Genomic DNA, 24,208 nt, shown 5'->3' with positions numbered 1-24,208 from the left:
AATTGGGTAATCAATTATGTTAGATAAAAAAGTTTTAATCTCTGTAGGCGTTACGCTTGCAATTTTGGCCGTTCTTACAAACGTTCGCGCCGCACGTCCTGTTAAACGTATTGTTTTAGGTTAAGGGGGTTGTAATGCGAAATATTGCCCCACTAAATAAAATTACAGGTGTTGATGCTGGCGGTACGGTATCGCTAACACTACCCGTAAACCTTACATACGACAAAATACACTTTGAGTATTCAGGTGTAACACCATCGCAAATTAAAAATTTAAAAGTTGAGCTTAACGGCCGCACGTTAACCGAGTACGCAACACTGCAAGACTTGCTTAATGAAAATAAATACTACAACCGAGAAGTGGTTGCAGGTTTAGCAACTATGCACTTTGTGCGCTCAGAAGTTAAAAGTTCAAAGCAGCCGCAATTAGTTGAGCAACGTTTTTTTGGCTTAGGTACTGCGGGCTTATCGCTTGCACAAATTAAATTTGATATTGACGCAGCAGCAACTGCACCAGCTATTAAGGCTTACGCTGAAAAATCAGCAGCGAGCGCACCGGGCTGGTTATTCAAGCGCCGCTCATACCGCTACAACTTTTCAGCGGGTGTGAATGAAGTTGAAAACCTACCAAAACCAAACGGCGCTTACATTGCCATGATTGAAATTAAAAAAGCGGGCGTTACATCGGCCGAATTTTTAGTAAATAACGTTAAATGGCGAGAACACATCCCAAAAACGCTACACAATCAAATTTTAAAACAAAACGACCGTACACCAATTGCAGATATTCACGCAGTAGATTTAATGCTTGACGGTGATGTTTTCGGCGCGCTAATGCTTGACCCTGCTATCAATGATATGCGCTTACGTATTGACTGTGAAAGTGAAGGTCAGTGCGAAATTGTTGTTCATTACTTTGATAGCTACGCAAACAGCTCATTCTAAGGGGGTGAATTATGTTTAATTTACCATCGGGCTTAAGTAATGCCACGGCGCTACCAGCGCCGCAGGTATTACCAGAGGGGCAGCCTACGCAATCGGCGTGGGGTAATTTTGGCGGCTTTGTTAATTCGGCGCTTGGCAATGCAATGAATGTTTACGCTCAATATGAGGGCATTCAGGCAATGAAAAACGCCGCAGGTGTAGCGCGTGAAGAGCAAAGCAACACAACCGAGCTTGAAAACGGCGCGGCGGTGGTTGTTGACGTTCCAAAAACACAGCCAACACAAGCAAAAGCGACTGAAACAATGGTTTTCGGTTTTCCACAAAAGCAGGTAATCATGGCCTTTGGTGGCTTACTGGTTGTCGGCGTACTTCTAAAGGTGGCTAAGTCATGAGTTCAAAAGGCTTAAAAGCGTTTGCAAAAGGCGTGGGAGTTGCAATTGTTGCAGCCATTGCGGCCGAGTACATACGCGATTTTTTACGTGATGATAAAAAGGCGGCCAAGTAATGCTTGGCGGGCTTACCAGTCTAACGGGTGGCGGCGGCTTAAGTAGTTCGAGTTCAGCCGCAGCCCAAACAGGCGAGCAAAAAAGCAGCATAGGCTTTACAGGTGGTTCGATTAACTTCGGCCAAAGCAACAACAATCAAATTTTAATTATCGGCGCGGTGGCACTGGTTGCCCTGTACTTACTTAAAAAATGATTGAATTTTGCAGGTTTGTAGAGCTTCACAAAATCAAGCGGGCGGCTGGTTCACCCGCTGATTTTAAACAAATTAAAACCGAGCTTGAAAAAGGCGTGTCACGGTTCGTTAAAATATTCGATACATACTTTGTACTTAGGGTTGACGGTGATGTGTTAACCGTAGTTTGTGCAGAGGGAAAAAACATAAAAAAGGCTAGTTTTATAGTTAATGAATTAGCGTGCAGATTAAAATTAAATTTTATCGAATTTCATACCAAGCGCCCCGCACTAGCACGACTTTTAAAACGTTGGAATTTTAAATTTTATAAAACTGATAGTAATAATTATCAGGTTTTCCGGATGGTGGCATATGGGCGGTAGCAGTTCAAAATCAGATAGCAAACAATCAACGAGCAACACTAGCACGTCTTTTGGCGTTCAAGGTGATAACAACGGATTTATAACAAATGGCAGCGGTAACAGTTACAACATAACCCAAACAGACCACGGTTTAGTTGATGGTCTTGTTGATATTTGGGGTGATATGGCGGGCAATCAGCGCGAAATGACCATAGCCGCAGAAAACATGACAAAAAGCGGCTTTAACTTTGCTAGTGACGTTAACCGAGATTCGCTCGACTTTGCAGGTGAAACCCTAGCTGATGCTTATGGCTTTGGCGGTGATGCACTCAGTGCTATGCAAGACTCGCAAAATCAGGCGTTTAATTTTGGTGCCGATGCGCTGCAAATGACGGGCAATCTAGCAACCGATAGCATAAACGCTCAAAACTCACTAGCTGAAACGTCTATCAAAGAAAATAGCGACTTAGCGCGCAGTGTTACAGAAATGGCCGAGAACATGCACGGCAACAATACCGCCTTTGCTAATAACGCCATTTTAACCGTGTCTGACTCGCTAGGTGATGCCAACAACAACATGGCAGATTTGGCGTATTTCTCAATCGAAAACAATAGCAATCTAGCAACCGATTTAGCAGCGGGTGCAGTTGATAAAGTTGCCGATGCTTATCAAGACGCGGGCGACCAAACAATTCTAGCGCATAAACAGGCGTTACAGTTCGCAGACCATGCCAGCCGTTCAGACGGTCAGCAACTGGCAATTAGCACAAACGAAACAATGAAATATATCGTAATCGGCTTAGGTGGCGTTGCTATTCTTGCCGTTGTTTTTATGGGGCGTAAATAATGTTTATTCGTAAATTTTTAAAACCAAATAAAGTTGATGAGGTGAATGCAGAAGGCCGCTTCATAAAAGTGATGAATTGCGAAGGTATTTTTAGAATCCGCGCATTAAGAAAAGGCAGCGCGATTATAGATACAGATGCGGCGGCGGGGTTTGACGTTCAAACTAATGAGCCGTTTGATTTTATCGAAATAACCTCAGATATTGAGCAAAAGTTACAGATTTGGGTATCGGCGCATAAATTAAGTTATGACGCATTGAGCACAAAGCCAAACCGTTCAGCTTCATTTATATCTGAGCACTACGGACTATCACAGCAAATATTACCGTATGACCCATCACAAAGCGGCGCAAAGGTCGCACTATCAAGTGGTGGTTTTTGGGTGGGTGGTGAGGGTGTTAGCAGTGAAAGCGGGATTTATGTAGCTCAAGGTGAAGTTTACCAGCACAATTCAGCAGCACCGTTGCACGCTTTTATAAATGATAAGCCGGATTTGATTTTAGATATAACTACAAAGGAATCTGTTTTAGTGCTTGGTGATAACGAATGTCGTGGGTGGGTTGTTTTTGAAGATAAAATGCTCTTTAAAAATCAGGCGAACAGCTCAAGAATTGTAAATTTAGACACAGGCGAGATAAAAAATGTTGCTCACAGTTACAATTCGGCGTGTGTGATTAACGATATGATTTTTTTAACGGCGGGGTCGTCAACTTTTAAATTAATAGATTTTGACGGTGAATTAATAGCGGATATTGAAAACCCATTTGCCAGCGGTTTGAGCGGGGCGCTTCCATATGGCTGTGAAGTCAGTGACGGCGGCGTATTAATTAGCGTTAACTTTCCAGGCAAGCCAAGCGAGATACATTATTACAAAGATGGTGTTTTTAGTGTGAGAGATGGTGTTGATTTACTCTTAAAAGGGAATGGTGCAGCTGAAAAGATTTTTAGAGATGAGATTGACGGGCGATTATGGGTATCAATTGATTCAGATTGGTATTATTCAGATGATGAGCTAGTCACGCTTAGTGAAAAAATAATTAATCAGTCAACAGGCGCAGCAGATAAACCTGTATTTTCTAATAAATACGTCTGTTTTACATCAAACACCAGCTCAAAAGTATGGGTTAGGGAGACCGGACAAGTTTTAGACGTTTATGCGTTCGTGCCATCACCTAAAGCGGTGGCCGCAGTGGGTGATGCAATATTAGTTTTATCAGGTGATAAGGTTTATATAACTGAGGATAACTTTAATACGTACAGCATAGCGTATACGAATAATCGCGTTTTTTGTGACAGGCTTTACGGTATGTTTGATGTTGTTGGTAATGAGCTTGTTGCATGGGTTAATGACTCAACCGCAAATAGTGAGATTTTAAAATTCGGATTAACACCGGATTTAACAAAGCCAAAAGCCTTATTTAGAGTTTTTAAGGAGTCGTTCTGATGAAAAAATCAACGGTTCTTTTATCTATGGCAGGGCTTGCTGCGTTGGCGGGTGTTACATCAAGCTCTGGTACGCCACGCGGTATCCGCAATCACAATCCGCTAAATATTGAAGCTCGCGAAAGTTGGGTTGGTCAAGTTGGGGATGATGGTCGCTTTATCATTTTTGAAACGCCTTTACACGGCTTTAGAGCAGCGGGGCGCATTATGCGCTCCAAAGCAAAGCGCGGGGTTCGCACCATTGAAAGTATCATTAATGAATGGGCACCGGACAATGAAAATCATACACAAAATTATATTAACTTTGTCAGCGATAAGGCAGGGTATCCCGCCGATATGGTGTTAAATGATGCAGCATATCCCGCTGTATTGTCAGCAATGGTAACAATGGAAAACGGGCAAAACCCGTACACCATGGACGAAATAAAACGCGGCTTTGAGTGGGGTTATTATGGGTAAAATATTCGAACGTAGCTTACCAGCGCTAATAAGTTTATTTGGCGTGTATTGGCTAATTAATAACTTTGTTGAAAAAGGCCGCGAAATTACCGCACCAATAACAAAACCAGTAAGCAAAGCACTTGCTGAAATTCAATTCTTTGTTAATGGCAGTAATTACATAACCCGCGCATGGGCTGGTTTTTATCTTGAGCAATCAAAACTCGACTACACATTAAAAGTCGCTGATATGCAGTGGCTTTACGCAATCACTAAATTAAATGACGGCAATGAAGCGCTATTGAATGAGATATTTGACAGTGACCTGCGGTTAAAAAGCCAATATAGGCCGCTTTTAAATGGCCTTGTTGATGCTGATACAATCGCAGCAGCGGCTAAGGGGTAGTTATGGACTGGTTTTTATCGTTACTAAACCCGCTTGATACATGGTTAAAAAACCGCGCAGCAAAAGCAGATGCAGAGCATAAGCGCGATTTAGCCATAATAAACAACCAAGCACGCTTGGCGCAGTCAGAAAAAGACTATAACCACCAATGGGAAATGGCAACACTGCAAGACAAAGACAAAGGGTTAAGGCTTTTTAGTTTTTGTATGTTTACCGCGCCCATTTTAATTACAGTCGTATCACCTGAGCATGGCTCGCAAATATTCACAAACTTGGAAAACGTGCCACCGTGGTTAGTACAAACATGGATAGCAATTAACGGCGGCGTTTGGGGTCTTGCCAGTTTAAAAAACATCATCCCTCAGTTTGTTGGTCAATTTAAGGCGGTTAAAAATGGATGATATTATTTTAAAAATAGCAGCAACCGCAATAATTACAGGTGCAACCAGTGCCGCCGCAGTAGTGGCAGCGCTAAAGGTGCATATTGTTTATTTAAAAGCAGCTATTGAATTGCAATACAAAAACCATGGTGAATTGGCTGTTAGGGTGGGCGTTATTGAAAATGAAGTAGCAAAACTTAACGTTTTACGCGCCAAAAACGAAAGCGGGTGAGTGTCCAGGGTACAAAAGTGTAATATATTGATTTTATTAAAAATAACCCCGCAAAAGTGCGGGGTTTTTAAATTTAGGCGGTTTTTTTGCCCTCGTATTTCTTCACAATTTCTTTCAACTTAAACTTATCACTCATGTTAATTAAATCATGGCCAATCGCCTTAAGCGTATCACTGGCTTTAACCAAATCATTTAAATGCGTAATTTGTTGTTGCAGGGCTAAAACGTGGTTTTCGTTATAACGCACTGAACGCTGTAAAAAATCAATTTTGTTAATGTAGCTTGGTTCGTACCGGTTGCCGCTTGGCGTCCATAAATATCCGTCTCTGCAAATACTAAAGCCTTGCCAATCCTTGTGCATAGAAACCATGCCTTTTATGCGTTGCTCAAGCATAGCAACGGCACGCGGGCACGGTTTATTATCTTTAATCCATCGTTCAAGCGTTCGTTCAGAGTTAATAAATAAAAATTCCATGGCGGCGCGGCGGTCAAGTTTACCAAAATTCATAAATCCAGCGCGAAAAAGTAACTGTTTAAAATTAGTCATTATTATTCCCTTGATTCCATTGACGTTGTTATTAATGGTCTACGCGGAAAAAACTTTGATGATTTTTTTAGATTGATAGCAGGGTGTTCAATCAATAATACTGATTGAGCGTATAACACTGAAAACATGTAAAAATAAACAGTTCGAGCAATCATAGCACGCTACCTATAATTCACGCCATTTTGTCGGTTTTGACGTCATTTAACATAATATAAATTATAGGTAGTGGTATTTAAGTGCATGTGTGGCGCTCTATTTTAATAACTTCAAGCTCACTAAGTCCAATACTAGACGGTATCGGACATTAAGTGCATTTAAACGACTATTACGGTAATTCATAGTTATCAGCTTGAGGTTCCTTAATGCTTGGCTTAATATTAAACCACAAGCCGTAAAAAATGTTGAAGTATTCATATGGAATTTGTACGCCCACTCGAACCAATTTTAATTATTGATGATGTTAAACAAATCCGTGCTGACTTAAGCCAAGTGTTAGCCGGCTTAGGTTTTGATGACATTATTGAGTGCGATAATTTTGATTGTGCTAAACCCTTACTTAGCGAAAAATCACCCAACGTTATATTTTTAGATGTTGATTTACCTGATTCTGAAAGCATCGAAATTTTAGAGTCGATCAATAACGAGCACCCATATGCTCATGTGGTTATGTGCTCAGGCCATAATAGTTTTGAGACCGTACAAAATACTTGGGAACTTGGCGCAAAAGAATTTATAGCCAAGCCTTTCAACGCGCAAAAAGTTGATGCCGTAATGAAACGTTTAGAACTGATAGATTAAAGGACATTATGCAGCATCTAGTTACCACTATTATTGATGATCTATCTACCGTTATATTTGGCAAGCAACAACAAATAAAATTAGCATTAACCTGTTTGTTTAGTGAAGGTCATTTACTAATTGAAGACTTACCAGGTATGGGTAAAACCACTTTATCGCATGCATTAGCTGCTGTTTTGGGGTTGTCGTATCAGCGTATTCAATTTACTAGCGATTTATTACCCGCTGATATTATTGGTACCAATATTTTTAATAATAAAGAACACAGTTTTTCATTTCATAAAGGCCCAATTTTTAGCCAAGTAGTACTTGCTGATGAGATAAATCGTGCGGGCCCTAAAACCCAAAGTGCGTTATTAGAAGCGATGGAAGAACAACAAGTAACAGTAGATGGAGAAAAGTACCCGCTCCCTACTCCGTTTTTTGTTATTGCTACTCAAAACCCTTTATATCAAGCAGGAACTTATCCGCTGCCAGAATCGCAATTAGATCGTTTTTTAATGCGTATAAGCTTAGGCTTTCCACCTAAAAACGCTGAAAAAAGATTACTATTAAACAATCAAAAGCGCGATTACTCCCAATTACCACAGCGAATTAACCAGCAACAACTTAAACAAATACAACAGGCTATAGCAAATGTTACACTAAGCGCTCCGGTTGTTGATTATATAATTGAATTAGTGACTTACACACGTGAGGCTCAATCGTTAGCTGCTTCGCTTTCACCAAGAGCCAGTATGGCGCTGGCAAAATCTGCAAGGGCATGGGCCTATATTGAAGGTCGAGACTTTGTTCTACCTGAAGATGTACAAGCGGTATTTTCTAGTGTGTGCCAGCATCGATTAGGTTTGCATAGTGAGTCTGGCAAGAACCAAATTGCAGACATTTTAAAACATGTTTTAGTGCCCGTTTAGATCAATGGGTATTTTAAAATTAAAACGCCCTACTTTTATTCGTGCTATAAAAAGTACAATTTTAACGACATTATTAAAAAATAAGCACAAAAAAAACAGCATCACTTTAACGCATAATACTATCTATGTTTTGCCTTCCACACTGGGTGTATATTTTACGATTGTTGCACTATTAAATTTTGTAATGGGAATTAATTATCAAAATAATTTAATACTGTTTATGGCGTATTTAATGTTTGTGATTATTATTTTTGCCTTGTTGCTAGGTTATAGCAACGCAAAAGGATTAACTGTCAGCTTTAAAAATACTATTGAGAGTTATGCGCCACAGCAACCTCAGTTAGTGTGGCAAATAAAATCAAACGACACATGTCAGTCAATCACCTTAAGTTATCCCAATAATTTTGAACAAAACTGCTATATAGAGAGTGTTAAAGCCGATACCATACAATGCCAGTTACCATTGCCTTATTTAAAGCGCGGTCGCTATTTACTAAAGCCAATAAAAATTGCCAGTAATTATCCATTTGGTTTGGTGAGTGTATGGAGCTATATTCAACCAGATCATACCGTTTATGTTTACCCTTCAATTATTAAAACACCAAATCAAAAACAATTAAGCCAAATGACTGCTAATGATGATGAAGGAGCTGAAAAACATCTAGGCGATGATGAGTTTGACATTCTAATCAATCACTTACCAGAAATGGGATTGCAGCGAGTTTCGTGGAAACACTACGCAAAAACTCAGCAATTATTAGTAAAACAATTTAGTGATTTTAAATCTGCCGATACACAATTTGACTTTAATTTAATGACAGGCGATACCGAGCAACGCTTAGGGCAATTGTGTTACCTAGTATGCCAAGCGTTTGAAAGCGACATTAATTACTCGTTGAAATTGCCCAATAAGGTCATAGAAAATGGCTCCGGAAAGTTTCATCAGCAACGCTGCTTACAAGCTTTAAGTAATGTAGGCGCTGATTATGAATAAGATCAAAAATCAACGCGTTATAAATTTTTCTTTGTCATTTATTTACTTAGGGTTAGTGAGCTTTTTTATAGAGCACTTGCCCCTGCCCTTTATTATTATGCTCAGCACGTTATGTGGCTGGAATATTTATTTAACCCTTAAATACAAACAAAAGCCCAATGCGTGGCTGGCCAACGGACTCGCTGCAATAGCATTAATTATTATGCTCAGCAGTATTGGCTTTAAAGATACCGTGGTGCTGTTTGTTGCCATGCTTTTGCTGTCATGCGTTTTTAAATTACTACAGGCAAAAACAAAGCAGCATTATCAATTGATCATCACCCTCACATTCTTTTCACTTTCAGCTGTGTATTTGTTTAGCCAAACTATTTTTACCACTTTAATTATTAGTACACTGTATATTTTAAATTTTGCTGTACTTGGGTTACTTGAATCTAGTCATAGTTTAAAACTGTCATCAAAACAAAGTGCTAAAATAATATTTCTGGCTTTTCCTTTGGCAGTTGTACTCTTAATATTTTTACCAAAACTCCCTGCATTTTGGCAATTACCTGGGCCAAAAATGGCGCAAACAGGCCTATCTGAACAAGTAGACCCATTTGATATAGCTAAATTATCAAACTCCGATGAATTGGTTTTTAGAGCGAAGTTTGATAATAATTCAACCACGCCTCCTTATTACTGGCGCGCTATTGTACATGATGAATTTGACGGTAAAGCTTGGAAAACATCTTCATTTTTAAAGCAAGCAATGATGTTACCAAGCCAAAATAGCAGCAATGGAAACACCACTCAATACTCAATAATTGCTGAGCCAGCAATGGCTGATTGGTTATATGGGCTTGGCTATGCCAGTAGTAACAATGAAAATGTAGTTTCCAACTCAGTCGGCTTGCTGCGTAAAAAACAATATAAATCCAAAGTGTTAAAATATTCTGTTAGTACTAAACCATTATCGACTAAGAAGCTTAATAGCGTAGAGCAGCGTTTTTATAAAACGCTTACTGTGAGTAATAACCAAAAAAGTTATCAACTGGCGCAACAGTTAAAAAACAGAAGTGCTAACGCTGATGAGCTTTTTAATAAACTGCTAGATTATTTTTCGCAAAATAGTTTCAGTTACACTCTTACGCCAACACCTATGCGCGGTGATGATACGCTTGATCAATTTATGTTTAATAATAAACGTGGCTTTTGTGGTCATTATGCCAGTGCAGCTGCCTTTATTTTTAGAAGTGCTGGCGTTCCAGCGCGGGTAGTAAGCGGATATTTAGGCGGAGAGCATAATCAAAACAATGACTATATTACCGTTCGTCAATACGATGCGCATGCTTGGGTTGAGGTATATACTAATGCAGGCTGGAGAATATTTGATGCAACAGCGGTTGTTGCGCCCGAACGATTAAATGGTTCTTTATCACAGAGTGCTGCATTAAATGATGAATTTAAAAATAATATTAATTTTGGTTTAGTTAGCTTAAGTAATTATGCTGCCATAAACTGGCTTCGCCTAGAATTAGAAAACCTCGATTATCAATGGTCTAGTTGGGTGCTGGGATTTGATAAAAATAAACAACAAGATTTATTAGCGTCCCTATTTGGTAACACTTATGTTTGGTTAGTACCGCTTGGGGTTATTATTGTTTTAATTTTAAGTTTTAGTGCTTATTTTATTTATATCAACCGCCCCAAGGCAACAACAAAACAACCTCCGCTGGTAAAAGAGTATTATCAAATACTCAGTTGGGCTAATAAGCACACTATAAACTACCCTGAAAATGCTACACCTATTCAAACATTACAACACATTAGTCAACAAGCCCCCTATGCAGAGCAACAAATAACCGCCTTTTGTCACTTATTTGAGCAAGTGCGCTATGCGAGACAACCATTTACCAAAGAACGTAAAAATCAGGCTAAAGATCTGATAAAATTAATTAAATCTATAAAACAGAGAAATCTATGAACGCAGTTATTATAGGCGTTATTTTAATGCTTGGACTCACTTTGGTCCGCGTAAATGTGATTGTTGCAATGACAATAAGTGCGCTTGTTGCCGGATTAACCGCAGGCATGGGCTTAAAAGAAAGTATTGATGCTTTTAATTCTGGCTTATCATCAGGCGCCGAAATTGCTTTAAGCTATGCGATGCTAGGTGCATTTGCCGTCGCTATCTCTAAGTCAGGCTTAACGCGTATTTTGGCCGCTAAGTTACTCGCTAAAGTAAATGCTCAAACAGGCTCTAGTGAAACCATATTAAGCTACTTTATTCTGTTTATTATTTTGATTTGTGCTATCTCTTCTCAAAACTTGGTGCCGGTGCATATCGCTTTTATTCCCATTTTGATCCCGCCGCTGCTTGTTGTGTTTAATAAACTGCGATTAGATAGACGTGCCATTGCTTGTATTTTAACCTTTGGTTTAGCCACCTCGTACATGGTGCTGCCGTATGGTTTTGGGGGTATTTATTTATACTCAATATTACATAAAAATCTAGTTGATAATGGCCTTGAGATTGTTAATACCAGTGTCCCTTTAGCAATGATAATTCCAGCTATTGGTATGTTTGTCGGCTTGTTGATTGCCCTATTTATTAGTTATCGAAAACGCCGCGAATACACAAGCACAGCATTAACAGTTCAAAGCCAACAAGCTGATGTTGAAAACCCAAAAAAGGTAATGCTGGTTGGTTTATTTGCCGTGCTTGCTTCTCTGATCGCTCAAAATGCCAGTGGCTCAATGATATTAGGTGGCCTAGTAGGGGTGGTTATATTTAGTGTATTTGGTGTGGTTAAGTGGGAAGAAAACGGCGACGTATTTAGTAAGGGTGTTGCCATGATGGCAATGATTGGTTTTATTATGATTTCTGCGCAAGGTTTTGCTGCTGTAATGAAAGAAACCGGACACGTTGCTAGCCTAGTCCATAGCAGCGCCGCCATTTTTGACGGTAATAAACCCATTGCAGCTGCAGTAATTTTATTAGTCGGCTTATTTATAACCATGGGCATTGGTAGTTCATTTTCGACTGTGCCTATAATTGCAACCTTATTTGTGCCTTTATGTTTAGAGCTAAACTTTTCTGTAATGGCAACCGCTGCACTTGTTGGTACGGCTGGCGCATTAGGTGATGCCGGCTCCCCTGCCTCTGACTCTACTCTAGGGCCGACATCAGGACTTAATGCTGACGGACAACACGACCACATTTGGGATTCGGTTGTGCCAACCTTTATTCACTTTAATATTCCGTTATTGGTGTTTGGCTGGATAGCCGCTATGGTTTTATAGTTATTTAAAGGCGTGCATTGCACGCCTTTTTATTAGTCTCATTTATTACTTTAATACGCCCTGCTCATTGAAAAACTAATACTTTTTATCTTGTTTAATTGCTAAGTTGGCCATTAGATAAATAAAGTATGATGTGTTCTTTATGGTTAATAATATAAGCACCATAATTGGTGCTTATATTATTTTTACTGTTAGGTGTTATAACTCAAAACCATGCAGCATTTTGTCACACACGACAGGTGTTGGCCTGTGGTTATCATCAACAGCAACAAAGATAAAGCTGCCTGTAATAGCAGAGTGCTTGTTATCTTTGTGCATAGTTTCTAGGAATATTTCAACATCCACTTTTAAACTGGTATTCCCCACATGCGATACCTTTGATATCAACTCAGCAAATGAACCAGCAGGAATAGCTTCTTTAAAATCGACTCTATCTGATGAAATAGTTACTAATGGTTTACGGCAAAAACGGGTGGCAGCTATAAAAGCAACTTCATCCATCCATGCTAATGCGTCACCACCAAATAGCGTATTATGATGGTTAGTACGCCCAGGAAATACGGCCTTAGTTACCGAAGTGGTCGAATCTTTTATACGTTGCGCAATAATGGCTTCGCGCTCTACTTGAGTCATAATCTCTACTTTTTGTTAGCTAATGTGTCTTGCATTAATAATGCAGGGTCAAGGCGTTCACCTTGCCAATTAAATCGCCAATCTAAATGCGGCCCAGTTACACGGCCCGTAGCACCTATTTCAGCTACCTTTGTACCTTGTTCAATCTTCTGCCCTACTTTTACATCAAGCTTACTTAAATGAATATAAGTAGAAGTAACCCCATGCCCATGATCTAAAATCAAAGTACCACCAGAGTAATATAAATCTGGTTCAGCAAACACCACGGTTCCGCTGATCGGTGCATACACAGGTGAACCTGTTTTGTTTGCTATATCTAAACCAAAGTGTGGCCTGCGAGGTTCGCCATTAAAGTAACGTTGGCTACCATAAACACCTGAAATGCGCCCTTTTGCAGGCCTAAGTACTGGCTGTAAAAAGTATTCTAAATCAGAGTTAACAGCCCGTGCTTTTCGAACTGCGATCGCTTCACGGCTTATACGTTCACTTACTGCTTTTGGCGGCGATACGTATTTTTTAGCAACACCGGTAATTTTATCTATATCGTAATCGCGAAGAGTAATAACTAAATCTTGGCTGTGGCCTTTACCGGTTTTATCTACCCAGCTTAATGTATGTACAGGTTTTGCATCACGGCCAAAACCAAATACAAATAACCCATTATCAGCAAGTTTTAACGACTTACCATTGAGGCTTACCGACTTAGCGTTATCTAATTGCCCTGTTACTAGGCCGCCTTGAGTTAAATGCCCTTTTAGCTCAAGCGCTATAGCACTAAAGCTAGTTGATACAATTAACGCCGAAACTAATAAGGATTTAAGCATAACTAATCGACCCCTTTCCAACACCTTCATAGGCGGTAATTTTAACGTCTTTTTCTGGGTGCTCTAATTTCACTTGGCTGGCAATGTAGTCAGCAATACATTCTACCGTGGTGTCAATTGGTAAAATGTCGCAACGTGATTCACTAATAGCCATTTCAAAGTAACCTTGCGCCGCAGTATACGCAAAACAAACATCATCACTTTTAGCTGAGATATGTTTTAATTCAGAGACGTTTATTTGATCTTCACTAGTTGCTAAGTAAATATCACGCCATTTATCAGCCCACTGTTTTTGCAAACGAGGCATAGAAATACCGCCAAGGCTTATACCAATTTGTGAGCGATGACCATGAATAATACGCTGGCAATTACCATCATGCTTTTTAAGGCCATGGCTATAGTGGTAATAAAAGCTCTGATTGTGCTCAGGCTTTAACACCAACTCAATCTTTTCAATATTATCAGGAAGCTGTGGCAGTATTGTGGCAACTAAGTACTCTGTTACTGATTCAACGTTAATCTCATCAGTATCTATTAAGCAATATGCTTGATGAGGTGCACTCATTGCAAGGTGCTTGTTATCAGCAAATTTACAATCTAATGTTTTGTGATCAGCAAACTCGTTGATGCTGCCGTTTATGTTGTTAGGGACAGCTAAACGGTGATCTATACACTCATCAATAATGCCTTTAATTTGCTTTTTAACTAAGCCAAAGTCTAAAACCATAGACTCTTCGTTTAGTTTGCCATGTAAAGTCAAATCAACAATCCAACTTTCGCCAACTGCACCGCGTTTATTGCATAAGTAAGAAAAATCAATCACAGTGAGTGAGTTAACAAAAAGGGTCATAAATTTCCTTTAAACTGATTAAAAGTCAGCCCCAATTATAATGATTTCTGTTAGTAATTGCGCGGTTTAATCATACTAAAATCAGTTGCATTTACTGATTGCTTATAATTAAACCATTTTTTAACTGCTCCGAGTTGTTTAGCGTACAAGTGTACGCTAAAGTACGGGGCAATTTCTAAGCAAAGATAAAGTGTTATGGAACCTAAAAATAGCTATACAAAAGAAGATTTGATCCTTTGTGGTCAAGGTGAAATGTTTGGTGAAGGAAATTGTCGTTTGCCAAGTGACAACATGTTAATGATGGATCGTATCATTTCAATTACCGATGACGGTGGTGAACATGGTAAAGGTCAAATAGTTGCAGAGCTAGATATCGATCCTAGCCTTTGGTTTTTCGACTGTCATTTTAAAGGCGACCCAGTAATGCCTGGTTGTTTAGGCTTAGATGCTATGTGGCAACTTGTGGGCTTTTTCTTAGGTTGGTCTGGTGGTCCTGGTCTTGGTCGTGCACTCGGTGTAGGTGAAGTTAAATTTACCGGTCAAATATTGCCAACAGCTAAAAAAGTAACCTACCGTCTAGACATGAAACGCGTTATTAAGCGTAAATTGTTTATGGGTATGGCTGATGGAACCGTAGAAGTAGATGGCCGCGTGATCTACGAAGCAAAAGATTTAAAGGTAGGCTTGTTCCAAGATACCAGCGCGTTTTAAGTTTAAAACACGCAACAAAAAGGCCTCCATTTGGAGGCCTTTTTGCTTTAATTCGTTATGAGTTTATGTTTTATACATATTGCGATTTTCTATTGCCTCGCGCCAACCACCAAGCCACTCAGACTTAGGATCAACTTGTTGATAAGGGCAGTGCTCTTTTGAGCGACCAGCTAAACCTGCTTTAAAACCTTGAGAATGAGCTCTTTCTAAACGATCTCTTTTCTGTCTCTTCATCGGTAAAATCCTCACCTTTATATTTATATTTTTGTAGCATAAAGTTCATCTACATTTAATAAATAGCCAACAAAAATGTTTAATTCAAACACAAAATACAATTAATTTGTTTGACTTTAACTAAGCTGCTGATGCAATGATAAATTAATTTAAAAATAATTTTATTGCTCAACTTTAACCTATTTAACTTTATTAAAATGTTCCGATACATCGGTTCAAAACACATAAGTGTCATATTTGTGACTAACAATATACCCTTAAGTTCCCAATTAATTTGTAATCAAAAAATGAACGTCAGAGCTGTTTTAAAAACATTCCAAATAAAAGCTTGATTAATTAAAACCGATCGGTCTAATATAAAGCATGAACAAAACACCAGCAGTTGCAACTAGGCGTGGCCGCCCACCCAAAATAGCCAGAGACAACGCAGACACTAAAGCGTTGCTCCTTCGTGTGGGATTAGAAACCCTCACTGAGTTTGGTTTTAGTGCCACAGGGCTCGACACCATATTAAAAAAAGCCAAAGTCCCTAAGGGCTCGTTTTATCATTACTTTAAAAGTAAAGAAGCATTTGGCTTAGCTTTGGTTGATGCGTACGACACGTTTTTTATAGCTAAGCTTAAGTTTTATTTAGGGCAATCTGAAGTACCGCCCCTAGAACGCATTGTTAACTTTACCCAAAGTGCTATAGCTGGGATGCAAAAGTATGATTACAAACGCGGTTGTTTAGTAGGCAATTTAAACCAAGAACTCAATCATTTAAGTGACGAGTTTAAAATACGCCTAATGCAGAGTTACCATGCTTGGCAAGCACAGTTAACACAGTGCTTAGACTTAGCTCAACAGCAACACACTATTAAAACTGATGTTGATACTACACAAATGAGTGAATATTTTTGGATTGGTTGGGAAGGCGCTGTAATGCGAGCTAAACTAACACAATCAAGCAAGCCACTGACTTTATACACAGAAATGTTTTTACGCACATTACTCAAATGATGCATTTTTTATTATCAATTTAAAGACGATCGGTCTAAAAGGAAATCTAATGAGCAATCCTATTAAAGCTATTGTTATAGACAAGCAAGACGACGACTACAGTGCCACTTTAAGCAGCATAAACAGTGACGATCTACCAAACGAAAATGTATTAATTGACGTACTGTACAGTACCCTAAATTACAAAGATGGCTTAGCCATTACTGGCAAAGGTCCTGTAGTTCGCAGCTTTCCTATGGTACCTGGCATCGATTTAGTGGGTACAGTTACCAACAGCGACAGTGAAGAATTTAAAGCTGGCGATAAGGTTATTTTAAATGGCTTTGGTGTTGGCGAAAAACATTGGGGTGGCCTAGCCCAAAAAGCGGCTCTTAGCAGCGATTGGTTAATTCCCCTACCCGCCAACTTATCAGCTAAACAAGCTATGCAAATTGGTACTGCCGGTTACACAGCAATGTTGAGCGTGATTGCCCTTGAAAAACAAGGGATCACCCCTGACTCAGGTGAAGTGTTAGTCACCGGTGCCAATGGTGGCGTAGGCAGTTTTGCTATTTATTTACTAAGCCAGCTAGGTTATCAAGTAACCGCAGCAACAGGTCGCATGGAACAAGCTGACTATTTAAAATCATTAGGTGCAACTAATGTAATTGATAGGAACGAGTTTTCAAACTCAGGTAAACCACTACAAAAAGAACGCTTTGCTGCTGCCATTGATTCGGTAGGTAGTCACACACTTGCTAATATTTGTGCCTCACTTAAATACGGTGGTGTAGTAACAGCTTGTGGGCTTGCACAAGGTATGGATTTGCCAGCGTCTGTTGCGCCATTTATTTTACGTGGTATTTCTTTAATGGGTATTGATAGCGTAATGCGCCCTAAAGCGGACCGTGTTGAAGCATGGGATCGTTTATCATCCCTAGTTAGTAGCGATTACTTAGATAAAATTTCGACCGAAATCACACTTGATCAGGTTATTGAAAATGCTGAACAGCTCATGCAGGGCCAAATTCGTGGTCGTGTTGTGGTTAATTGTCAAAGTTAAGCATTTTTGCTATTAAACTCTCGTTATTAAATTTATAATACTGGCCGTATTTTTAATAACGAGAGAACACCTATGAGCAACCAAGAACTTTTCAGTAATAACCCACTGCAAGGCGTTAAATTAGAGCAAGTGGTTGAAGAACTGGTTGAGCAATATGGGTGGGAACTCCTGCATGCCTACTTACAACTCAACTGCTTTAAAAATAATCCTGACATTAAGTCAGCAGTTAAATTTTTACGTAAAACCGAGTGGGCACAACAAAAAGTAGATAATTTCTATTTGTACCGCCTAAAAAACTTACCACGCCCAGATGACGTACAATACGAACTGCCTCCACGAGACCGTATTATCCCTGAAGGCGATAAACCAGGTGAACCATGCGAGTTAAGCTTTTCTGATGCTAAGCGTATTCAAGAGAAAAAAGCAGCCAAGCAACGTGCCCGTACTCGTAAACAACGTTCAAATTCAAGTAACCCTTGGGGTAACTAAGCTAATTTCATAAAAGAGCTAACTTTATTGTTAGCTTTTTTTGTTTATTGAGGAAATTAATAGCCTCGGTGTTTCCAAAAATCATCTTCTGTTTTGGTCTGTTCATTAGTTAGATTAAATGTTTTATCCGCAATGACTTTTCCTGCTAATGATAAGGTCATACGCCAGTTACCTATTTTATCTTCTATAGGCTCCCACACGGTGTCGCCTAAATAAAACGACCAATCGTTATCTTTAACATATACATTCCCCTCAAAAGGCTGCATCACTTCGCCATCGGCATCTATAATACCGGGGTGATAAATACAATAATGTAGTTTTTCGCCTTTCGCTTTTTTGATATTTACTATCAGGCCAAATTCTATATCAAGTTCTGCTTTTACTTGCGTAGTGAATTGCGTGATTTGTGGTAACGCTTTGTCAGCTTTGTCCCATTTGGAATATATACCGTAACTTTCTAATGTAATTTGTGGTTTAGATTTTGCCATTAACTTTCTATTTTTCTTTCTATTGTTAAGCCACCAGCCTCAGCGAGTGACTTATTAATTAAGTAGTTGTTTTGGATTTTTAGGATAATAATTGCTGGGTTGCTGCTCGCATAAACTAAACTCGCGAGTATTTTTATACGGCAACTTCATAAAACCAGCGACCCCAACATCAGTAATATTAACCGCGTACTGCATGAGTTTATTTAGCAAACGTTTAAATTCAACTTCTTTACTAGCATCGAGCAATCGATAGTAATGGTGAATCTTCATCCTATCTGGTAGTGCTTCAAAAATAATACAACCCGTATGATGTATCTGGTTTAGCTCAAATACACATTTAATCACCTTTTTAGGCAGTTGCAGTTGTTCATCGGGATCTTTACCATCTTCAAAATATGAGTGCGGACGGGTTACATCGCTGGCTTTTACATTAACCACTTCATAATCAAGCTCAGGTAACTGGTTAAATTTAAACGCACCGGTGCCATCGCGTTCTAGCTGAATCGTTTTACGGGCATCAAATAAACAACACTTAAATAAGCCCTTTTGACTAATCGCTTGTGCAAGCATCACTGTATTGTTTACCGCATCAGTAAATGCGGTTGCTAAAGCTTCATCGTGCATAATAAGTGATGACTCAACATATAAAGAATCATCTTTCCAATGAAAACTCAGCCCCCCTACTACAGGGTATTTCGCTAAGCGACTAATTGAGGCTAAAAACGCTTTTTCGGTATCCCCAGTATCAAACAAAAATTCTTTGTAATACCTATCTAACTGGGCATCGTTTACATCGAGTAATTGCTGTTTATGGTCGGCTTGGCGTAAAAATTGTTTTCGGGAACTATATACAACGGTTTCGGGCTCAGGATCTTGGCTAAACCAAAAAGGAATGCGTGCTTTAGTGTCTTGCTTTGGTAGCTCTGGTAAAAATGCTTTTGCCATGGTTTCTATGTTACGCATAAAGTAGTCACCCGCTTTGTCTCTTACCAACCGTTCTTTTGAAAGCATGCCATCAATAACGTTTGCCAGCTCCTTAGGTAACATTAAACTACTGGCCGGAATAGCCTGAGCGCCAAATCGACAAGACTGAGCCGATGCAAGTGCATACAAAGTTGATGCAACCCCTTGCTCATCAAAACGAGGGGATGACTTTTCACCAGACATTTGCGCATCACCAATAAAATACACATCACCCATTCGCGCGTTAGTCGTGCTTAAATCACCCGACATTAAATCCATAAAATTACTGGCAATAGGGTTGCCTTGTTCATCTACTTGGGCATATACCGAACTCCCCCAATCAACCAATGAAAGCTGCTTGGCTTTTTCATCCCACACCAAGTTAGAGGGTTTAATATCGCCATGCACAATAGGTTGTGGGCTTAATCCGTTTTTATGATGGCGTAAATCGAGCAACACATTTCTCAATTTTACCGCTAAGTTCATTATTTTTGCAGCAGATAGTCGCCCTTGCTTAAGTGATACTTTTTCAAGATCTTCACCTGTTGCACGAGCCATCATCAAAATGCCCTGTTTTTTAATTCGCTCAAAGCCATAAAATTTTGGTATTAGCGGATTATCAATTTGAGATAGCATATACGCTTCGTCTTCAAGGCGATCTCGTACACTTTGCGCCAGCGTTATTCTTGAAAATTTAAACACCCAAGGCAGGCCATGTTCATCATCACCCGCAAAAACAAAGCCAAACGCACCAGAGCCAATCATTTCGACATTTTTATAACCAAGTAGTGTTAGCTGTTTAATACAAATGTTAAGCCACTGGCGATGCTTTTTAGCATCACGGTGCGATAACAAATAAACAGACTGTTCTTCGTTAATATAAAAGTTGCGAATTTCTTTTGCTTTCAATGCAGATTCTCTAGGTTGGTGGTTTAAAGCTGCGTAATGCCTTTATGTTTGATAGTAACGCGACCGTTATTTTTATTAAACCTTTAAGGTCACTTCCATTAGTCAAATTTATATTACTTACTAATGATTTTGACGTATATCGCTGATATTTGCGGTTTCACCGTATCCTACTTACCCATAACAGCCTAAATAGGGTAAAACACCCCTTTAAATTATTCTTAGGTTAAAAAATGAAACGTATTATAAAAGCCTCTTCAATCGCGCTTGCACTGGGTATGTGTATTAATGCACAAGCAGCACACTTTAATTTTTCTACAAAAGTAGACAGCGACGCAAATACGCTGGTTGTATTTTATAGCCAAGATGGCAGCAACAGCCAATTTAAAACACTTGATAAACAATTCGATGGCCAATTACAACGTGTTATCGATATAGAAAACTTTACTGGCGATTACGCTAAAGTCGCGCAACTTGTCGCGCCTAGTAAAAGTAACTACAGCCGTATTTTGGTTGTAGGTACAGGTAAAGCAGACGAATTAAATAAAGCAAAAGCGGCTAAGTTAGGCGGTAATATTCATGCTCGCCTAGTTAAAGCTAAAGCGGGCACTGCCAGTGTTATTTTTGATGATGTTACGGGTACAAACGACAACGCAGCACTTGCTGCTAATTTTGCCCACGGTGCAAACCTACGCGATCACCGTTTTGAAAACTACAAAAAAGAACCAAGCACTGAAACAGTTAGCTATACGTTTGATGTTGATAACACCAAGCAAACTCGCAAGCTTTACAGCCAATTAGAGAGTATTCAAGCAGGTGTATTTTTAGCACGCGATTTAACATCAGAAGTGGCTACAGAAATGACGCCGGTTGATTTTGCCAATGCAGCAAAAGAATTAGCGTCGTTAGGGGTTACTATCAAAGTGTTAGAGCCTAAAGAGCTAAAAGAGCTAGGCATGGGCGCATTAGAAGCTGTAGGTAGAGGTAGCCAGCAAGGTGCACGTTTAGTGGTTGCTCATTATAAAGGCTCTGACGATGCCCCTATTGCCCTTGTTGGTAAAGGCATTACGTTCGACTCAGGTGGTTACAGTATTAAAACCGGTGCGTCTATTGCACGTATGAAATCAGACATGGCTGGTGCTGCTGCAGTACTTGGTACTGTAAAAGCAATGGCGTTAGCTAAAGCCGATAAAAACGTGGTAGCCGTTATGGGCATGGCAGCTAATATGGTATCGCAGTTTGCTGTAGCTCCTGGCGATGTTGTTCGCACCGCTGAAGGCTTAAGTGTAGAAATTTTAAATACCGATGCTGAAGGTCGTTTAGTTCTAAGTGATGCAATGTGGTATGCACGTGAGCACTACAAGCCAGAGATCATGATTGATGTTGCAACCTTAACGGGTTCTAAAATTCGTGCTGTTGGTAATGAATACGCAGCGGTATTCTCTGATGATGACACGCTAGTATCGCAACTTACCCTTGCAGGTAAACAAGTAAACGAAAACCTATGGCGTTTACCGTTAGGTTATAAAGATATGCTGAAATCTGACATTGCTGATATAACAAATGTAGGTTCAGGTGGCCCTGGTGCAACCACTGCCGCTACTTTCTTAGAGCATTTTGCTGGCGAAACCCGTTGGGTACATATCGATATCGCTGGTAATGCATTAGTGAAAAAAGGCAAAGATGAGCTTTCACCAGGTGGTACAGGTTTTGGTGTACGTTTACTAAGTGAGTGGCTATTAGCTAACTAATCAAAATTAATTTGCTTAATTAAAAGCGCCAAAATGGTTTACTGTTTTGGCGCTTTTTTGTGTATAAATAACGTTCTTATTTATACACATTATTTTATTTAATAATTTTGTAGCGGTAACAACAAAGCATATTGCTTTAACTATGTTTAGCTGGTTTAGAGAGCATTAAAGTGGCAATAACAATTAAATTTCCCACATACCATAAATCTTTAATTACAAATTGCCCTAACCGCGCCAACAGCGTACTTGAGCTAAATGCGTTAGGGGCAGACAGTAAAAACGTTTGGGTCATTAAAAAAACGCTCAAGCATGCTAAACCACTAACTATAATTAGTTTTTTATTATTTAATAAAATACCAGCGCCTAGTAGTAGCGCAAATAATACATCAAACCCACCAATCACGTTCGACGCACCTTGCACGCTAAATAAACTATATAACCAAGACATAAAAGGCGAGGTTTCGACTAAGCCTACAATGGCCTTAGCTTCAAAATCGTAAAATTTCATACCGCCAATCCATAGCAAAACCATAGCCATAGGAATAAAGTTTAAAAGGACATGCTGTTTGTCGCTCATCTTATTTTTATAAAATAAAAATAAGTATAAAGGCACTACAGCAAAGTATTTAATTATTCCCTGCCCACTACCAATAATAGGAAAGCCCCCTAACTGAGTCATCCAGCGATTACTTGCTAATAAGGTTAGTAAAGGCACAATGCTAACAACAAGCGCTAGCATAAATGCTGAGGTTGGCTGTATTAATTTAAAGTGTGCCAATAGGGTTACTACCACTAACATAATCATGGCTGTACCACTTAGTAGACCTAGCGTATTAGTATTTAATACGCTATCAAGCTCGTAAAAGCTAAATGTCGCTATTAGTGTGTTTGGATTTGCACCGAGCGCAAACGATACACCAAGTAGTATAAAACTAAGTGCAAGTAGCAAGGTAATTGCGTTATTTGCATATGTTAAGTTCATTGTGTGCCCTTTAAATCTTTAATGACTAACAAAGACCATATTTTTACAAAAAACAATTCAACTAACGCTAAATGATTTTATAAAATGTCTGCAGACAAGATTTTATCCATTTGACTATAAATAATGACCGCACTAAGCAAATTTTTAATGACCCCACAGGCATTCACTGCGGTAGCCATGCAGAGAGCTTTTAATTACAAACCTATAAGCGCGATACCGGCGAGATATTGCATGATCTATCGGTGCCAATTATATGTAAATGGTAAACATTGGGGTGGGTTTAGAATCGGGTTTATTAGAGTATTAAACATTAAAAAGGGAGACACTGTCTCCCTTTTTACTATTAACTTTTTTATTATTTAGGCAAACGCATTCGCGATACCGTATTATCAGCCAAAATATAATGGTGAAACAAAGCCGCAGCCGCATGTAAACCTATTACGTAATACCCCACTTCCCCTGCGGTTTCATGTATCTCTTTAATGCTTTTAGCAAGTTCAAAGTTTTGAGCGGCCAAAGCAGGCAACTCTAAACCAAAAAACGGGATGGGTTTACCTGCTAAACTCAAAATTAGCCAACCAGCTATAGGCATAGCAAACATAAACACATACAGCGCAATATGAACAAATATAGCTAATTTATTTTGCCATTTTGCAGGCTCAGGGTGTATGGCAGGTGCTGCACCACCCACTAAACGCGCAGCTAACCTCACACTAACTAAAGCTAAAACCGATAAACCCAACATAAAATGCCACATTTTAAAGGCATCACGTGTTTCAGTGCCTTTATCAAATAATTCGCGAAGTTCAATACTGCCGTACACAGTCACAATTAAAATAAACATCAACCAATGTAAAGCAACAGAGAGTGTATTGTAATGAGTATCTGTATTTTTAAAATTCATAATACCTCCTAATAAACGCATTAAAGTTAAAAGCTCACTTATGGGTATAAGTATATGTTTTCAGGCTAACCTTTAATCATCCTCTGTTTAATGATCTGAAACATACAATGAGTCAGTAAATCAGATGCATGGTTTAAAGGTTCTTGAATTTGAGTATTAATTGAGT

At 39.3% G+C, this 24,208-nt stretch carries 28 protein-coding genes and 1 pseudogene; 20 read left to right on the top strand and 9 right to left on the bottom strand.

All coding sequences use genetic code 11. The features are described from left to right. Nucleotides 1-134 precede the first annotated feature (134 nt). The 9 genes from FLM54_RS07750 (at nucleotide 135) to FLM54_RS07710 (ending at nucleotide 5,728) form a co-directional block, all read left to right on the top strand. Nucleotides 135-944, top strand: coding sequence for a major capsid protein P2 (locus FLM54_RS07750; protein WP_178956071.1), 810 nt, complete (start codon nucleotides 135-137; stop codon nucleotides 942-944). Nucleotides 945-955: 11 nt separating this feature from the next. After that, complete coding sequence (locus FLM54_RS07745; RefSeq protein ID WP_178956070.1) at nucleotides 956-1,336, top strand: hypothetical protein; 381 nt, start codon at nucleotides 956-958, stop codon at nucleotides 1,334-1,336. A 112-nt stretch (nucleotides 1,337-1,448) separates the two neighbouring features. Further along, on the top strand, nucleotides 1,449-1,643 hold the full coding sequence (locus FLM54_RS07740; RefSeq protein ID WP_178956069.1) for a hypothetical protein: 195 nt from the start codon (nucleotides 1,449-1,451) through the stop codon (nucleotides 1,641-1,643). Between the two features lie 351 nt (nucleotides 1,644-1,994). After that, the gene (locus FLM54_RS07735; RefSeq protein WP_178956068.1) at nucleotides 1,995-2,831 is read left to right on the top strand and encodes a hypothetical protein; all 837 of its coding nucleotides are present in this window, start codon (nucleotides 1,995-1,997) and stop codon (nucleotides 2,829-2,831) included. Beyond that, the gene (locus tag FLM54_RS07730; RefSeq protein ID WP_178956067.1) at nucleotides 2,831-4,273 is read left to right on the top strand and encodes a hypothetical protein; all 1,443 of its coding nucleotides are present in this window, start codon (nucleotides 2,831-2,833) and stop codon (nucleotides 4,271-4,273) included. The genes FLM54_RS07735 and FLM54_RS07730 overlap by 1 nt, the downstream gene beginning before the upstream one ends. Next, entirely contained in the window at nucleotides 4,273-4,731 is a 459-nt protein-coding gene (locus tag FLM54_RS07725) for a virion protein (protein WP_178956066.1), read from the top strand. Before FLM54_RS07730 ends, FLM54_RS07725 begins: the two co-directional genes overlap by 1 nt. Then, nucleotides 4,724-5,116 (top strand): hypothetical protein, encoded by a 393-nt coding sequence (locus FLM54_RS07720; RefSeq protein WP_178956065.1) that lies wholly within the window; start codon nucleotides 4,724-4,726, stop codon nucleotides 5,114-5,116. The genes FLM54_RS07725 and FLM54_RS07720 overlap by 8 nt, the downstream gene beginning before the upstream one ends. Nucleotides 5,117-5,118: 2 nt before the next feature. Beyond that, a complete protein-coding gene (locus tag FLM54_RS07715; RefSeq protein ID WP_178956064.1) occupies nucleotides 5,119-5,517 on the top strand; it encodes a hypothetical protein in 399 nt (132 codons plus the stop codon). After that, the gene (locus FLM54_RS07710) at nucleotides 5,510-5,728 is read left to right on the top strand and encodes a hypothetical protein (protein WP_178956063.1); all 219 of its coding nucleotides are present in this window, start codon (nucleotides 5,510-5,512) and stop codon (nucleotides 5,726-5,728) included. The genes FLM54_RS07715 and FLM54_RS07710 overlap by 8 nt, the downstream gene beginning before the upstream one ends. 73 nt (nucleotides 5,729-5,801) lie before the next feature. Here the strand turns inward: FLM54_RS07710 and FLM54_RS07705 are convergent, their stop codons facing one another. Then, nucleotides 5,802-6,275: a DUF3653 domain-containing protein gene (locus FLM54_RS07705; RefSeq protein WP_178956062.1), complete on the bottom strand. Its 474-nt coding sequence runs from the start codon at nucleotides 6,273-6,275 to the stop codon at nucleotides 5,802-5,804. A gap of 414 nt (nucleotides 6,276-6,689) precedes the next feature. Here FLM54_RS07705 and FLM54_RS07700 point away from each other — a divergent pair, with 414 nt between their 5' ends. Genes FLM54_RS07700 through FLM54_RS07680 form a run of 5 tightly spaced genes read left to right on the top strand, consistent with a single transcriptional unit; the run spans nucleotide 6,690 to nucleotide 12,266 of the window. Then, the gene (locus FLM54_RS07700) at nucleotides 6,690-7,073 is read left to right on the top strand and encodes a response regulator (RefSeq protein WP_055012203.1); all 384 of its coding nucleotides are present in this window, start codon (nucleotides 6,690-6,692) and stop codon (nucleotides 7,071-7,073) included. Between the two features lie 8 nt (nucleotides 7,074-7,081). Continuing rightward, on the top strand, nucleotides 7,082-7,987 hold the full coding sequence (locus tag FLM54_RS07695) for an AAA family ATPase (RefSeq protein WP_178956061.1): 906 nt from the start codon (nucleotides 7,082-7,084) through the stop codon (nucleotides 7,985-7,987). Between the two features lie 4 nt (nucleotides 7,988-7,991). Further along, nucleotides 7,992-8,981 (top strand): DUF58 domain-containing protein, encoded by a 990-nt coding sequence (locus FLM54_RS07690; RefSeq protein ID WP_178956060.1) that lies wholly within the window; start codon nucleotides 7,992-7,994, stop codon nucleotides 8,979-8,981. Continuing rightward, nucleotides 8,974-10,947 (top strand): DUF3488 and DUF4129 domain-containing transglutaminase family protein, encoded by a 1,974-nt coding sequence (locus tag FLM54_RS07685; RefSeq protein ID WP_178956059.1) that lies wholly within the window; start codon nucleotides 8,974-8,976, stop codon nucleotides 10,945-10,947. Before FLM54_RS07690 ends, FLM54_RS07685 begins: the two co-directional genes overlap by 8 nt. Beyond that, on the top strand, nucleotides 10,944-12,266 hold the full coding sequence (locus tag FLM54_RS07680; protein ID WP_010389979.1) for a Na+/H+ antiporter family protein: 1,323 nt from the start codon (nucleotides 10,944-10,946) through the stop codon (nucleotides 12,264-12,266). The genes FLM54_RS07685 and FLM54_RS07680 overlap by 4 nt, the downstream gene beginning before the upstream one ends. Nucleotides 12,267-12,464: 198 nt before the next feature. On the opposite strand, the gene FLM54_RS07675 is transcribed toward FLM54_RS07680, so the two are convergent. From FLM54_RS07675 to FLM54_RS07665, 3 genes are read right to left on the bottom strand one after another with little or no spacing between them, the layout of a single operon-like run. Beyond that, nucleotides 12,465-12,899, bottom strand: a complete 435-nt coding sequence (locus FLM54_RS07675) for an acyl-CoA thioesterase (protein WP_178956058.1) — start codon at nucleotides 12,897-12,899, stop codon at nucleotides 12,465-12,467. Nucleotides 12,900-12,904: 5 nt separating this feature from the next. Beyond that, nucleotides 12,905-13,723: a M23 family metallopeptidase gene (locus FLM54_RS07670; RefSeq protein WP_054200907.1), complete on the bottom strand. Its 819-nt coding sequence runs from the start codon at nucleotides 13,721-13,723 to the stop codon at nucleotides 12,905-12,907. Further along, on the bottom strand, nucleotides 13,716-14,573 hold the full coding sequence (locus FLM54_RS07665) for a 6-carboxytetrahydropterin synthase (protein ID WP_178956057.1): 858 nt from the start codon (nucleotides 14,571-14,573) through the stop codon (nucleotides 13,716-13,718). The genes FLM54_RS07670 and FLM54_RS07665 overlap by 8 nt, the downstream gene beginning before the upstream one ends. Before the next feature lie 195 nt (nucleotides 14,574-14,768). On the opposite strand from FLM54_RS07665, the gene fabA reads away from it, so the two are divergent. Beyond that, nucleotides 14,769-15,284 (top strand): bifunctional 3-hydroxydecanoyl-ACP dehydratase/trans-2-decenoyl-ACP isomerase, encoded by a 516-nt coding sequence (gene fabA / locus FLM54_RS07660; RefSeq protein WP_010389976.1) that lies wholly within the window; start codon nucleotides 14,769-14,771, stop codon nucleotides 15,282-15,284. A 63-nt stretch (nucleotides 15,285-15,347) separates the two neighbouring features. Here the strand turns inward: fabA and rmf are convergent, their stop codons facing one another. After that, nucleotides 15,348-15,518 (bottom strand): ribosome modulation factor, encoded by a 171-nt coding sequence (rmf, locus tag FLM54_RS07655; protein WP_008114656.1) that lies wholly within the window; start codon nucleotides 15,516-15,518, stop codon nucleotides 15,348-15,350. A 363-nt stretch (nucleotides 15,519-15,881) separates the two neighbouring features. Here rmf and FLM54_RS07650 point away from each other — a divergent pair, with 363 nt between their 5' ends. The 3 genes from FLM54_RS07650 to FLM54_RS07640 all read left to right on the top strand — a co-directional run bounded on the left by FLM54_RS07650 (nucleotide 15,882) and on the right by FLM54_RS07640 (nucleotide 18,048). Continuing rightward, nucleotides 15,882-16,517: a TetR/AcrR family transcriptional regulator gene (locus tag FLM54_RS07650; RefSeq protein WP_178956056.1), complete on the top strand. Its 636-nt coding sequence runs from the start codon at nucleotides 15,882-15,884 to the stop codon at nucleotides 16,515-16,517. 49 nt (nucleotides 16,518-16,566) lie between these two features. Further along, nucleotides 16,567-17,559 carry an MDR family oxidoreductase gene (locus tag FLM54_RS07645; protein ID WP_178956055.1) on the top strand — a complete coding sequence of 331 codons (993 nt, stop codon included), beginning with the start codon at nucleotides 16,567-16,569 and terminating at the stop codon, nucleotides 17,557-17,559. A 72-nt stretch (nucleotides 17,560-17,631) separates the two neighbouring features. Further along, on the top strand, nucleotides 17,632-18,048 hold the full coding sequence (locus FLM54_RS07640) for a VF530 family DNA-binding protein (protein ID WP_008114664.1): 417 nt from the start codon (nucleotides 17,632-17,634) through the stop codon (nucleotides 18,046-18,048). A gap of 56 nt (nucleotides 18,049-18,104) precedes the next feature. Here the strand turns inward: FLM54_RS07640 and FLM54_RS07635 are convergent, their stop codons facing one another. Together FLM54_RS07635 and FLM54_RS07630 are read right to left on the bottom strand one after the other, a co-directional pair. Then, nucleotides 18,105-18,536 carry a DUF3859 domain-containing protein gene (locus FLM54_RS07635; RefSeq protein WP_138569640.1) on the bottom strand — a complete coding sequence of 144 codons (432 nt, stop codon included), beginning with the start codon at nucleotides 18,534-18,536 and terminating at the stop codon, nucleotides 18,105-18,107. A 54-nt stretch (nucleotides 18,537-18,590) separates the two neighbouring features. Continuing rightward, nucleotides 18,591-20,408, bottom strand: coding sequence for a protein kinase domain-containing protein (locus tag FLM54_RS07630; RefSeq protein WP_178956054.1), 1,818 nt, complete (start codon nucleotides 20,406-20,408; stop codon nucleotides 18,591-18,593). Between the two features lie 230 nt (nucleotides 20,409-20,638). Here FLM54_RS07630 and FLM54_RS07625 point away from each other — a divergent pair, with 230 nt between their 5' ends. Continuing rightward, nucleotides 20,639-22,156 carry a leucyl aminopeptidase gene (locus FLM54_RS07625; protein WP_178956053.1) on the top strand — a complete coding sequence of 506 codons (1,518 nt, stop codon included), beginning with the start codon at nucleotides 20,639-20,641 and terminating at the stop codon, nucleotides 22,154-22,156. Nucleotides 22,157-22,292: 136 nt separating this feature from the next. Here the strand turns inward: FLM54_RS07625 and FLM54_RS07620 are convergent, their stop codons facing one another. Beyond that, nucleotides 22,293-23,138: a DUF417 family protein gene (locus tag FLM54_RS07620; RefSeq protein ID WP_178956052.1), complete on the bottom strand. Its 846-nt coding sequence runs from the start codon at nucleotides 23,136-23,138 to the stop codon at nucleotides 22,293-22,295. A 125-nt stretch (nucleotides 23,139-23,263) separates the two neighbouring features. On the opposite strand from FLM54_RS07620, the pseudogene FLM54_RS18825 reads away from it, so the two are divergent. Continuing rightward, nucleotides 23,264-23,501, top strand: a pseudogene (locus FLM54_RS18825) (hypothetical protein); the annotation flags it as partial. Here the strand turns inward: FLM54_RS18825 and FLM54_RS07615 are convergent. Continuing rightward, nucleotides 23,494-24,042 carry a cytochrome b gene (locus tag FLM54_RS07615; protein WP_178956051.1) on the bottom strand — a complete coding sequence of 183 codons (549 nt, stop codon included), beginning with the start codon at nucleotides 24,040-24,042 and terminating at the stop codon, nucleotides 23,494-23,496. The pseudogene FLM54_RS18825 and the gene FLM54_RS07615 sit on opposite strands and share 8 nt — an antisense overlap. Nucleotides 24,043-24,208 lie beyond the last annotated feature (166 nt).

Source organism: Pseudoalteromonas sp. Scap25 (assembly GCF_013394125.1).
Taxonomy (GTDB): Bacteria; Pseudomonadota; Gammaproteobacteria; order Enterobacterales; family Alteromonadaceae; genus Pseudoalteromonas.
The sequence above is the reverse complement of the archived record's forward strand: the minus strand, read 5'-3'. Positions and strand labels throughout refer to the sequence as shown.